Annotated in this window: 12 protein-coding genes; 1 reads left to right on the top strand and 11 read right to left on the bottom strand. The window is 71.0% G+C overall.

The features are described 5' to 3' along the window. Window positions 1–22 precede the first annotated feature (22 nt). The 7 genes from FMP39_RS24375 to FMP39_RS24345 form a co-directional block, all read right to left on the bottom strand. Window positions 23–802, bottom strand: a complete 780-nt coding sequence (locus FMP39_RS24375; RefSeq protein WP_141592620.1) for a hypothetical protein — start codon at window positions 800–802, stop codon at window positions 23–25. Further along, the gene (locus FMP39_RS24370; protein WP_141592619.1) at window positions 799–2,082 is read right to left on the bottom strand and encodes an ABC transporter permease; all 1,284 of its coding nucleotides are present in this window, start codon (window positions 2,080–2,082) and stop codon (window positions 799–801) included. The genes FMP39_RS24375 and FMP39_RS24370 overlap by 4 nt, the downstream gene beginning before the upstream one ends. Beyond that, a complete protein-coding gene (locus FMP39_RS24365) occupies window positions 2,079–2,780 on the bottom strand; it encodes an ABC transporter ATP-binding protein (RefSeq protein WP_141592618.1) in 702 nt (233 codons plus the stop codon). The genes FMP39_RS24370 and FMP39_RS24365 overlap by 4 nt, the downstream gene beginning before the upstream one ends. Further along, complete coding sequence (locus tag FMP39_RS24360) at window positions 2,777–4,432, bottom strand: hypothetical protein (RefSeq protein WP_141592617.1); 1,656 nt, start codon at window positions 4,430–4,432, stop codon at window positions 2,777–2,779. Before FMP39_RS24360 ends, FMP39_RS24365 begins: the two co-directional genes overlap by 4 nt. A gap of 120 nt (window positions 4,433–4,552) precedes the next feature. After that, window positions 4,553–5,356: a hypothetical protein gene (locus tag FMP39_RS24355; RefSeq protein ID WP_011555653.1), complete on the bottom strand. Its 804-nt coding sequence runs from the start codon at window positions 5,354–5,356 to the stop codon at window positions 4,553–4,555. 15 nt (window positions 5,357–5,371) lie between these two features. Continuing rightward, entirely contained in the window at window positions 5,372–6,559 is a 1,188-nt protein-coding gene (locus tag FMP39_RS24350; RefSeq protein ID WP_141592616.1) for an ABC transporter substrate-binding protein, read from the bottom strand. A gap of 10 nt (window positions 6,560–6,569) precedes the next feature. Further along, window positions 6,570–7,307 carry a PspA/IM30 family protein gene (locus FMP39_RS24345; RefSeq protein ID WP_011555655.1) on the bottom strand — a complete coding sequence of 246 codons (738 nt, stop codon included), beginning with the start codon at window positions 7,305–7,307 and terminating at the stop codon, window positions 6,570–6,572. Window positions 7,308–7,568: 261 nt separating this feature from the next. Between FMP39_RS24345 and FMP39_RS24340 the strand changes: the two genes are divergently transcribed. Next, the gene (locus FMP39_RS24340; RefSeq protein WP_141592615.1) at window positions 7,569–8,936 is read left to right on the top strand and encodes a sensor histidine kinase KdpD; all 1,368 of its coding nucleotides are present in this window, start codon (window positions 7,569–7,571) and stop codon (window positions 8,934–8,936) included. Between the two features lie 3 nt (window positions 8,937–8,939). On the opposite strand, the gene FMP39_RS24335 is transcribed toward FMP39_RS24340, so the two are convergent. From FMP39_RS24335 to FMP39_RS24320, 4 genes are all read right to left on the bottom strand, one after another. Continuing rightward, window positions 8,940–10,286 carry a 5'-deoxyadenosine deaminase gene (locus FMP39_RS24335; protein ID WP_141592614.1) on the bottom strand — a complete coding sequence of 449 codons (1,347 nt, stop codon included), beginning with the start codon at window positions 10,284–10,286 and terminating at the stop codon, window positions 8,940–8,942. Window positions 10,287–10,306: 20 nt separating this feature from the next. After that, window positions 10,307–10,711, bottom strand: a complete 405-nt coding sequence (locus FMP39_RS24330; protein WP_141592613.1) for a cytidine deaminase — start codon at window positions 10,709–10,711, stop codon at window positions 10,307–10,309. Window positions 10,712–10,745: 34 nt separating this feature from the next. Further along, window positions 10,746–11,111, bottom strand: coding sequence for a TIGR02266 family protein (locus FMP39_RS24325; protein WP_043611561.1), 366 nt, complete (start codon window positions 11,109–11,111; stop codon window positions 10,746–10,748). A 299-nt stretch (window positions 11,112–11,410) separates the two neighbouring features. Beyond that, window positions 11,411–11,821 carry an SET domain-containing protein-lysine N-methyltransferase gene (locus FMP39_RS24320; protein ID WP_141592612.1) on the bottom strand — a complete coding sequence of 137 codons (411 nt, stop codon included), beginning with the start codon at window positions 11,819–11,821 and terminating at the stop codon, window positions 11,411–11,413. Window positions 11,822–11,995 lie beyond the last annotated feature (174 nt).

The raw sequence follows: 11,995 nt of genomic DNA, 5'->3' as shown, positions 1-11,995 counted from the left end.
GACCAGGCAGGCAAGCGGCGGATCAGGGCCCGGCCCGAGGAGAACCCGCGTCCGTGTCACCAGCGGGTGACGGTGGGGCAGCAAGGCTGTCGCGGAATGCGGTTCCTGGCTCCGCTTCATCGGTTGGAATGGGGCGAACCAGCAGGAAGCGCGCCTCGCCCGCGACGGACACGACGGCCGGCGGGCCGAAGCGCTCCTCCGCGGGGAGGCCCACCATCGTCACCCAGGCGCCCTGCCGCTCTGGCGCCACGCAGTAGAGAATCGTCCCGGCACGCACGCCGGGCGCATCTCGCACGGGGCCCTCGCAGTCCTTTCTGACCTGGAGGGTGTACGCCGGGAGTGACTCCCCTCGCACGAGGTACGGCGGCCGGCCCAGCTCCTCCAGCAGGGATTGGAGGAGGCGCGGGTCATCCGGTACCTCCAGCGCGGAGGTACGTTCCTGCGCCGATTGGTGGAAGCGCTGGAGCGCCATGGACGCGATGTCCGTGGACGTCAGCGGCGTGCGGCTCTCCGACAGCACCAGGTCCACGAAAAGCGCACCCACCAGGACGATGGGCAGCAGCCGGTAGCCCTTGAAGCCCTCCTCCTTGCGCTGGAGCAGGCCTACGACGAACGCGAGCGCGGCCACCGCGGCCACGGCCAGCACCACGGCGGGCCGCTCCAGGGAGGGCACCGTCATGAAGGCGGACACGTCCGCGGTGCGGGCGCGCACGGCGTCGGAGAGGTCGCCTCCGTAAATCCAGGCGATGGCCATCAAGCTCAGCGCATTGCCAAGCAGCGTCTTGCGAGAAGGAAGTGTCATCCGGCGAGCGTCCGGGCGGGGTCGGTGGCGGCGGCGCGGCGACTGGGGAAGTACGCGCCCGCGAGCGCGGCGACGAGCCCCAGGGCGACACCTCCGGCCACCACCGGCCAGGGGAAGGAGAAGAAACTGTCGGGCTTGAAGGGGAAGTTGGGCAGGTAACCCGCCGCCAGGCGGTTGACGCCCAGGGCCAGCAGCAGCGCGGCGATGGTCCCCGCGGCGCCGCCCGCGAGCCCCACCACGGCGGCCTCGGCCAGGACGATGGCGCGGATGTCCGCGCGAGAGGCGCCCACCGCCTGCATGACGCCAATCTCCTTGGCGCGCGCCCGGACGGAGGCGGACAGCGCGTGGGCGATGTTCACCGCCGCGAGGATGCAGATGAGCAGGGACAGCAGCGCCAGCGCGGACGTGGTGAGCGCCACCGCCGCGCCCGAGTTCTCCGCCATCCGGCGCTCCTGGTCGTCGATTTCCAGCCCCATGCCCTTCACCGCGTCCACGATGACGGGCACCTGCGACGGGTCCGTGGCCACCAACGTGACACCGGAGTAGTTCTCCGCGTCCACGCCGAACGCGCGGTTGAGGCGGATGGCCGCGTCCAGCGGAATGGTGATGCCGGCCAGCAGCGCCCGGTCCGACGCCCCCACCACCTGCGCCTGCCCGGACTGCGTGGGCCCCGACGCGGACGCCGCGGCCACGTAGGAGCGGTTGAACTCCACCGGGAAGCCGAAGCCCACCAGCATGTTGGCGGAGAGCTGTGGCAGCTTGCGCGCCGGAGCGAACGTCTTGTTGTACAGCTCCAGGAGCCGCGTGGACACGAGCGCCGGAATCGGCTGCCCCTCCCCCGCGTCCTTGAACTCGCCCAGTTGCACGTCGCCCTGCACGAGCGCCGGCTCCACGCCCAGGGCCAGCACCTCCATGCCCATGCGGAGCCGGGTGCCGAAGAAGACGCCGTCGTAGCGCGTCACCGCGGGCACGCGCACATTCATCTTCCGGTAGGCGGCCTCCACGCCGGGCAGCTCGCGCAGGCGCTCCACCGTGGGCGCGTCCAGCTTGCCACCGCCCAGCAGCGAGCCCAGCGACACCGCCGGAGGCACCACGTCCACCAGCCGCGCGTCCGTGGGGAAGACCTTCTCCTTGATGACGCGGCCAACGCCCAGGCCCAGGCCCACGAAGAACACCAGCGCGCCCACGCCTATGGCCACGCCGAAGGCGGAGAAGAACGCCCCCTTGCGCTCGCGAGCGAGGCTCAGCCTGACCAGCCGGGACAGTGCGTCCAGCCTCATGGCGCACCTCCCGTGGCCACCTGAAGCCCCGCGCGCTCCTCCACGAGCTGCCCGTCCTTGAGCCGCAGCACGCGCCCGGCCGCCGCGCTCATCCGTTCTTCATGGGTGACGCACAACACGGTGAGCCCTTCGCGGTGCAGCTCCTGGAACAAGGCGATGACGCCCGTGCCCGTGGCCGCGTCCAGGTTGCCCGTGGGCTCGTCGCACAGCAGCAGGCGGGGCTTGCCGAACAGGGCGCGGGCAATGGCCACGCGCTGCCGCTCGCCGCCGGACAGGCGCACCGGCGCGCGGTCCTTCTTCGCGCCCAGCCCCACGCGCTCCAGCAGCGCCTCCGCGCGCTTGCGGGCATCCGGGGGCGCCACGCCGAAGTGGGACGGCAACAGCACGTTCTCCACCGCGGAGAGGTTGGGGATGAGGTGGAAGGACTGGAAGACGAAGCCCACGTGCGTGTTGCGGAAGTGCGCCAGGGCCTTGTCGCCCAGGCCCCGCAGCGTCACACCGCCCACGCGGATGTCGCCGCGGTAGTCGACGTCCAGGCCGCCCAGCAGGTGGAGCAACGTGGACTTCCCGCTGCCGGACGAGCCCACCACCGCGACGAACTCCCCTTGCGTCACGTCCAGTGACATGCCGTCGAGCACGCGCACCTGGGTGCCGTCGCCGTCCACGTACGTCTTCACGACGTCCCGGGCTTGAATCACGGCGCAGCCGACGGGCTGGAGGTGGCGGCGGAGGGCGCCAGGCGCAGGGACAGCTCCGCCTGGAGCGCCTTGTCCTTGCGGGACACGGCCAGCGTCACGGCGCGCAGGTCATCCACGGCCTCCAGCCAGCGCACGGTGGTGGCCTTGATGGCGAAGCCGCCAATGCCCCAGGCCTCCGACGGCAGGTTCTTCACCGCGTCCGACAGGCGCCGCAAATCCAGCACGGCGCTGAAGGCCGCGTCCTTGCCAGCGTCCTTCAGGTCCGCGGCCACCGGCCCGTCGCCCGAGGGCTTCGCGAGCGAGGCCAGCGTGGACTCCAGCCGCGCCTTCGGCGAGGCCACCACCAGCCGGCCGTTGGGCGCGAGCGCGAAGTGCGCGCCTTCGCCCGCGCGGTAGGACGTGAGGTACACGCGCTGGCCGCTCAGCTCCGACGCCTCCACCTTCGCGCCGAAATTCTCCGCGATGCGCGGCAGCTGCTCCAGCGTGGCCTGCATCTTCGGAGCGTCCTCGGCGTCCGCGAGCGCCACCAGGTGGGCGAAGCGGAAGGGGTTGGTGCGGCGCAAATCCAGCACCGGCATGCCCGCGCCCAGATTCACGGTGGGCGACAGTGACAGGCCCAGCACCGTGCCCGGCTTGAGGTTGTCGAGCAGCTCCGTTTTCACGTTGAGGCCGCTGTTCTGCACCGCCCGGGTCAGGTAGCCGCCGGCCAGATAGGGCCACACGCCGTCGAGGTGCGACGCGTCCCCGCGGAACTGGGCCACCAGGAAGCTGTCGGCGGGCAGCGCGGTGAGGAGCGTGCTCGCGGCGGGCGCCACCGCGTCCAGCGCCGCCAGGGACGCCTGGGTATCCGGCCAGGGCGCGTCCGCGTTCAGCGTCACCGCGCGGTCCTCGATGCGGCCCGTGAGCGTGACGCCTTGGACGGTGCCCGGCGGCACGAGCCCGGCGCCGCCCGGGAGCCAGACGTGGAAGTCACGCTGGGCCGGGAGCCGTTGCAGCGACGCCGCCATCACCGGCTCCTTCGCAAGCGAGCGCTCTTCCGGCTGCGTGGCCAGCGTCCCCAACGTGGCGGCGGTGGCCCCCGCGCCCAGCAGCGCGAAGCGCGTCCCCTTCACGAAGAAGATGCCCAGCGCGGGCGTGGCGCTGCCGGGCCGGCTGAAGGTGACCAGGTCCCCACCGTCCACGGAGGACTGCTTCTTGTCGGACGCGCCCAGGCGGCTGCGCGCGAAGTTGCCGAACGTCTCCTCGAGCTTGCCCGCGTCCTTGACGCCCACCACGGAGATGGCTCGGTTGCCCCCGAGGAACGCCGCGCCCGCGCCGAGCTCTGGCGCGATGCCGGCCGTTTCGAGCGCCTGCCGGCTGCGCAGGTCCACGCCAATCTGGCGCATCACCGCGGAGACGTAGCCTTCCGCGGTGGAGAAGTTCTGGAGCTGCGCGGCGAACGAGGCGGCCTTCAGCTTCTGGAAGCGGGCGAGCTTCTCTCCCAGCGCTCCCAGGTCATTGATGACCACGGCGGCCTGCGCGTCGCGCGGCAGGTAGCGAGCCACCCCCACAGTCGCGGCCGGGGCGGCGGGGTCCACGTCCTTGCCACAACGGGAGCAGCCCGCGACGGCGAGCACGAGGAGGAGGGACGGAAGCCAGACTCGGCGGAGCATGCGGGCACCTCAGGCTGCCTGGGGCGGAGAGTCAACCGATTCGTGGAGGCTCCAGAGCCAGTCCAGGAGCCCGGATGATGGGCAGGCGACGGCCAGGAGACGGCCCCCGGCCGTGGAGCTTCAACGCACCCGGCTGCCGTGGGGCAGCGGGCCCCGCGTCTCCTCGGAGAACTCGAGGAACTGCTCCATCTGCCGCACGGATTCCTCAGTGGCCTCCGCCTCCGCGCTCAGCATGGTGAGCTGGCGGTTGACGACCTCCGGGTCGCGGATGGCCACGGATTGCTCGTGCGTCAGCCGCATCAGGTCCTCGATGCCCGCCAGCTGGTGGCTCACCACCTCGCGGCTCTCACCGGCCTGTTCGAAGCGCGCCAGCCGCTTGCGGAGGATGTCCACGCGGTTCTGCTTCACGTCCTTCAGCCGCGGGTTCGTCTCCCCCGCCACGTCCACCTCCAGCTCCGCCACCTCGCGCTGCAGGTGCTCGCGGTCGGAGCTGTTCAGGTACGTGCGGTACTGGTTCAGCGTGGAGATGAGCCGCAGGAAGGACGTCAGCAGCGCATCCAACCGGGGCTCGCTGTCCGCCTCCAGCACCTTGCCGCCCGGCAGCTTCCGGTAGTTGGCGAGGATCTTCTCCTTCAGCCCGACGAGCTGCTGGTAGTGCTCGCGCTGAGAGGGCGCCAGGTCCGCCTGGAGCGCGTCCAGCGCCTTGCGCGCCGCTTCCGGGTCGTCGAGCGTGTTCGCCCGCACCGCCCGCTGGAAGCGCTTCATGGACGACATGACGCCCAGATAGAGGCCTTCCAGGCCCAGGGCCACCAGCATGGGCAGCGGCTCACCCGTCATGGCCGCCGAGGCAGCCGCCGTGCCCAGCCCCACCAGGTTGGCGGGCATCATGAAGGCGGCCTTGATGTAGTTCGGCGACTTCGCCACGTCCGTCCTCCAGCGTCAGGGGCCGCGAGCCTCCGACACGTACTTCAAAGCCCCCAAATCCTTCGTGTCCTCCGCGGGAGGCACCGGAGGCCCTTGCTTCAACTTCTGGAAGAGCGCCGCGGCGCTCTGGAAGAGCTCGTCATAGGTGACAGGCGCCTCGCCGGAAAGCCCGAAGAAGGCCCGATTGTCCGCCAGCGTGGCCGGCGGCGCGCTGCGGATGGCTTCAATGGGGTCGCCCAGGTACGGCGCCACCTCCCCCAGCATCCGGGCCCCCGCCGTCGGGTCCTTCAACACGTTCTGCCCCGCGTCCAGGAGCCCCCGCAGCACCCGCCGCACGGCATCCGGGTAGCGGGCGGCGAAGTCCCCCCTGGCGACCAGCACCGTGGCCACCAGGTGCGGCGCATCCGCCGTCGTCGCCAGCACCGCGCCGCCCCGGTCCCGAGCCGCCAGCTCCACGTCACCCCACAGCCCCACCACGGCGTCCGCCCGGCCCTCGCGCAACGCCCGTCCCGCATCCAAGGTGGTGGGGAGCTCCACCCAGCGCACGTCCGTGATGCGCAGCCCCACGCGCGACAGCAACCACAGCGCGAAGTAGTGCGACGAGCCATACGGGTACACGCCCAATCGCCTGCCACGCAGGGAGGCGAGGTCCGGCACGCCCACCGCGGCCAGGGCCTCCTGCCCCCGGCTGCGCCCCACCAGCAGCAGCGTGCGAGGCGCGGCGTCCCGCAGCAACGGCGCCCACGCGGCCAGCCGGTCGACGGACAGGGTGGCCATGTCCACGCCGCCGTTCTCCGCGCCAATCGACAGCGCGTGGCGCAGGTCCTCTTCCTTGGCGAAGAGCACCGCCCGCGCGTCCAGCGCATAGGCCGTCTTCAGCAGCCCCTGCGCCACGCCGGGCGGAGGCACCGGGTTGTCCAGGGTGGTGGCCCCACCTGTCGCCACCAGCAGGCCCGCGGAGGCACCGCGCGGGCTGAAGCCGATGAGCACCGGCCGCAGGGGCACGGAGGCCACGTCCGCCACCGGGGCCGCCACGCCGGCCGGGAAGTCTCCCGGCGACAGGCGGACCGCCTCACGCGTGGACGGGAAGTACCGCTCCTGCAAGCGGTCCAGGTACCCCATGCGCGACGCAAGCGCATAGCTCGCGCCGAGCACACAGAGGAACAGGAAGAGGAAGAGACCTGGACCGCGGTGGAGCCTCATTCAAGACGGACTACTCGACGCCGACCTTCTTGCCGATGGTCTTCTCCGGACCGCTGCCCACCTCGGACACCGGCGCCGGGCTGCTGACGAGCCCCATCTCCATCTTGAACTGCTTCACCAGCTCGTTGGCCTGGATCTTCTCGGCCTCTTCCTCGATGGACGCCGCGGTGTGGTCCACCGACTCGAGGGCCATCTGCATGCGGGCCTCGTTGATGGCGGACTTCTCCTGCACCTTGCGCAGCATCTCATCGTGGGTCGAGTCGATGCCCGCCACGGTGAAGGACTCCATCGTGTCGGCCACCTTGGCCTGCCACTTGGCGCGGCGCGCCTCGCGGATGGCGTTCATGGCCTCCTGCGTCTTGCGCTCCTTCTCGCGCATGAACGCCTTCTTCACCGACAGGGCCTTCTCGTACGCCTGGCGGGCCGTGGCCAGCTGCTGCTCGTTGCGGGCCAGCGCGTCCTTCTCAATCTGGAGCTTGGAGGCGTACTGCGCGGCCAGGTCGTCACGGCCCGCCTGGATGGCGGCCTTCACCTTGGCCGTCAGCGAGCGCACGTCGTCCTGGTACTTGGCGTTCTCCTTCTCCAGCAGCGTCACGTTCGCCCGGACCATGGCGATGGACTCGTTCATCTTCGGGACCTGGTCGTTCAGGTCACGGACGTTCTGCTCGAGAATCAACTCCGGGTCCTCGATGGAGGAGACGAAGAACCCGGCGAAGCTACGCATTGCTCTCTTGAATCGTTGCCACATATCGGCGGTCTACCTCCGTCCAGACCTACTTGCAGCCACCTTACACGATCCCCGGGGCGAGCAAGCAGACACAGTCCCAATGTCTTCTCAGTGCTTACGCGCTTCTACCTAAGGCGATTGCGGCGTTTCCAAAAGCGTGACGTGACGGTTCCACGTCGGAAAATGGAGCCCGCCCGCCCTACGCCCGCCCGTCCGTCCGCTTCCGCACGATAGGCGGCAGGGCTTGCAAGCCACGAAGGAAGCAGGGAAAAACCACGCCTCGTGACGTCTCCACCTCCCGTGCCCGGCCCGCTCGAAGAGACGATGTCCCGGGCCATGGACGCCCAGCGGAGGAGCGTCGTCGGCGCGGGCGCGGCGGTGCGGCTCGTCGGCGCGGCCCTGTTCCTGGCCATCAGCACCACCCTGTGGCTGGCCGGAGGCCGGGACTGGGGGATGTACCCACCGGCGTTGGGCCTCTACGCCTCGGTCGCCGGCGTACTGTTCATGCTCCGCCAGCGGCGCGTGGCCCGGGGCCTGGGCGCGGTGCAGTCCCTGGTGGACGTGGGGCTCGTGTACTGGCTTCAGTCCACGGCCCTGCCCGTCTCGCCCTTTCCCGCGGGTGTGGCGGGCTTCAGCCTGGGCCTGTTCGCGCTCGTCGTCGCCCTGAGCGGGCTGGGCATGCGAGGCACCGTCGTCTACGGCACCGCGCTGCTGTCCGCCGTGGCCCAGGCGGCGCTCATGCGGCAGGCGGACGTGGGCTGGGGCGCGGTGGCCATCGCCGTGGTGGCGCTGGTGCTGGTGGCCGTGGTGAGCCACTACGGCACCGGGCGGCTGCGCAACCTGGCGGTGACGCTCTCCCGCCTGGAAGTGGACCGGGCGCTGGAGGCCCGCCGCTTCCAGGAAGTGGAGGAGGCGCGCCGCACGATTGAGCGCATGCTCGCGGACGCCCAGGCACAGAACGCCGAACTGCAGCGGCTGCAACGGGACAAGGAACAGCTGACCGAGTTCCTGGTCCACGACCTGCGCTCGCCCCTGTCGGCGCTGACGCTGTCCTTGTCGTGGATGGAGCAGGAGGTGCCCCAGCAGGGCATCCTCGGCGAGTCCGTCCGCACGGGGCTGGCCGTCACCGCGCGGCTGGACCGGATGATTTCCGACCTCCTGGACGTGCCCCGCCTGGAGGAAGGCCGGCTGGAGCCGCAGCGGACCACCTTCCCCGCCACGCGCATCGTGGAAGACGTGCGCCGCTCCCTGGAGAGCGTGGCCCGCGCGCGCAAGCTCACCCTGGACGCGGAGGTCCCCGTCCAACTGGAGCTGGAGGGCGACGCCGACCTGCTGGTCCGCGTCCTGGAGAACCTCACCACCAATGCCCTGCGCTACGCCCCGTCGGGCGGGAGGGTGCGCCTGGAAGCCGGCGCGGATGTGAACGGCCGCTGGCTCGCGGTGCGCAACGACGGCCCGCCCATCTCCGAAGAGGCGCGCGGGCGCATCTTCGACAAGTACGAGCAGGCCGACGCGGAGCGGAACAGCCGCCGGGGCTACGGCCTGGGGCTCTACTTCTGCCGGCTCGCCGCGGAGGCCCACGGCGGGCGGTTGGCGGTGGAGGACGTGCCCGGCTGGTCCACGTCCTTCGTGCTGCGGCTGCCGGCCTGAGCCTCAGCCGCTGCGCGCCTTCTTCTGGCGGCGCTTGAGGATGCGCGCCACCTGCGCGTTCGCGTTCGCCAGGACGGAGGGCGCGTCCAACGTGGTGAGCACCCCATCACGCAGCACCGGCTGGCCGTCGATGAAGACGTGCGCCACGTCGCTGCCCCGCGCGGAGTGCACCAGCGGCACCAGCACGTCCTCGGGCGTGGGGCCCGCGTGCAGGCCGCTGACGTCCACCACGGTGATGTCGGCGCGCTTGCCGGGCTCCAGCGAGCCCACCTCGTCCTCCAGGCCCAGCGCCCGGGCGCCGTGCAGCGTGGCCATCTCCAGCACGCGCATGGGCGTCATCGCGCACGGCCCCACGCGCGGGTTGTGCATCACCGCGGCGAGCTTCATCTCGTAGAAGATGTCGAGCGTGTTGTTGCAGGGCGCGCCGTCCGCGCCCAGCGCCACCGCCACGCCGGCCTCCAGCAGCTCCGGCACCTTGGCGATGCCCGACGCCAGCTTGAGGTTGGAGCCAGGGCAGTGGCACACCACCGTGCGGGTGTCGCGCAGGATGTCCTGCTCCTCCTGGGACAGCCACACGCAGTGGGCCATCGTCACGTGCGGGCCGGACATCCCCACCGTGTGGAAGAAGGCCACGTTGTCCTCGCCGCCGGTGTACTGGCGGACCGCGTCCGTCTCCTTCGCGTTCTCACTGGCGTGGGTGTGGATGCGCAGCCCGTGCTCCTTGGCCAGCCGCGCCACCTCGCGCAGCAGCTCCGGGGTGCAGGACAGCACGAAGCGCGGGGCGAAGGCGTAGCGCAGCCGGCCGCCGTGCGTGCCGTGCCAGCGCTCCTTCAACGCCAGGCTCTCCCGCAACGACTCCTCGGTGCTTTCGCGCAGGCCCGCGGGGACGCCCGCGCCCGCGTCCATCATCGCCTTGCCACCCACCAGCCGGAAGCCGGCGTCCCGCGCCGACTCGAAGACGGCGTCGTAGTGGTACACGCTGCCCATATCGAGCGCCGCCGTGGCGCCCGAGCGGATGAGCTCCGCGAAGGTCAGGTCCGCCGAGGCCCGCATGGACGCGGCGTCATGCGAGGCCTCGAAGGGCCAGATGCGCTCGCGGAGCCAGTCCAGCAACTCCAGCCCGTCCGCGCGGCCACGGAAGAGCGTCTGACAAGCGTGGAGGTGGCCGTGGATGAGGCCCGGCAGCACCACCTTTCCCGTTACGTCCACCACCCGCCGGGTGCCGCGAGGCTTGAGGCCCCGGCCCACCTTGGCGATGCGGCCATCCTGTACGAGGACATCCGCATCCACGAGCACCTCGCGCTCGCGGTTCATCGTTACAACCGTGCCACCAGTCAGGAGCAAATCCACGGCGTGCTCAGGCTCTCTCGCTAGAAGAAGTCTTTGGTGAAGGCATGCGGCAGCAGGCCTCCCAGGGTGTAGCGCGCCTCGCAGCCCTGGGGCGTCCGGCTGCGCACGGGCAGTTCCTGCCCGCCAAACTCGGCCATGACCTGGCGGCACATGCCACACGGAGGACAGGGCTCGGGGGTGTCCACGACGATGGCCACGGCCACCGGCTGGGTGTGCCCCTGGGCCACGGCCGCCGCGAAGGCATTGCGCTCCGCGCAGACGGTGAGCCCGTAGGTGGCGTTCTCCACGTTGCAGCCGGCCACCACGGCGCCGTCCGCAAAGAGGACGGCGGCCCCTACGGGGAACCGCGAATAGGGCACGTGGGCGCGCGCTCGCACGCGCGCGGCTTCCTCGAACAGGCGCTCCCAGGGAATCTCGTCCGCCATGACGCCCTCCTACACGAAGCCGGATTGAGGCCCGTTACGAGCGGGCCGTGCCGCTCTGCACATCATCCAGGTGGCGCGCGATGGCCAGCTCGGACTCCACCGGCAGGTCCACGAAGCGGACCCGCGCCGCCGGACCGTTGGCGCCCGGCGCGGCCTGGAGCACCTCGCCCTTCGCTTCCACCTCATCGGGAAGGATGGGCAGGCGGAAGCGCACTTCCACGCGCGTCCCCTGAGCCCAACCGGAGCCCTGCCAGGCGCAGCCGCCCAGGGACAGGTCTCCCTCATGCTGCTCGAAGTCCTCCGAGCTGCCTTCCCGGCGCACCTTCAGGCGCATGGGGACCCGGGGCGAATCCCGTCGGTCCTCGGCCTTGTCGCTCATCGAGTCGTTCCTCTCGGCCATCGCCGTTACCTCCCTGCCGCTCATGCTCGCGCCACCGCCAGTCATTGGAAACCCACGTGGGTCCTGGCCCGCGAGCCCATACCGTAGACGCGTGCCGCCGTCTCGTCCGAGGCGACGTTCCCCCCTCCGACAACCCACCCTGCCTTGTCACGACGCCCCGTCACCCGGCCATCATACGGGGGAACACCGGCCCGCGAGGCTGGGAAAAATTGGGGCCCCCACCGTTCCAGGCGGGGCCATCTGGCGGATTGCCGGCGCCCCCCGCCCAGTGCAGGCCCCGTGAGCCCTGGGGGTGGCGCTCAGGCTGGGACGCCCTGGTCCCGGGACGCCCACCAGTCCTCGCCGTAGCTGATACAGAGCTGCTCGCCGGGGTGGATGTCCCGCAGCGCGTGGTAGCAGAAGACGTCCCGGGTCGCCTCGCGGTGATAGGACGTATTGGGCTCTCGGGCGTGGTTGTAGATCATCCCATACCCCAGCACGAGCGCCACCCATTCCCCCTCCCGGGGCACCTCGTGCGCGGCCCACTGGAGCAGGAAGACGTAGTCCTGGAGCTGGGGGTTCTGCGAGAGGGCGCGCGGCAGTTTGAGGTAGTGGCATTCCTCGATGAGGTCGCCCGCCTTGATGAAGGCGTCCGTGAAGACGCCGTAGCCCCACTCGCACGGACGGACCTTCACGCCCGGATGGATGTACAGCGCCGCGCCCTGGTTCATGGCCCCCTGCCCCGCATGGCTCAGGGCTGAAGGATGGCGCCTTCCCGGTGCGGGGTGAAGCCACAAGTTGCCGCCATGCCCCCAATGCCAGGGCGGGTCCGGACCACCTCTGTGCGGCGGTGCGTCAGGCCACTAGAGTGCGCGTCCGAAGTTCCTCCCCGCCCGCCCCCCACC

The organism is Myxococcus sp. AB056 (assembly GCF_006547365.1).
In the GTDB taxonomy this organism is placed as follows: Bacteria; Myxococcota; Myxococcia; order Myxococcales; family Myxococcaceae; genus Myxococcus; species Myxococcus virescens.
Note: the sequence above shows the minus strand (reverse complement) of the source record. Positions and strands in the feature narration are given on the sequence as shown.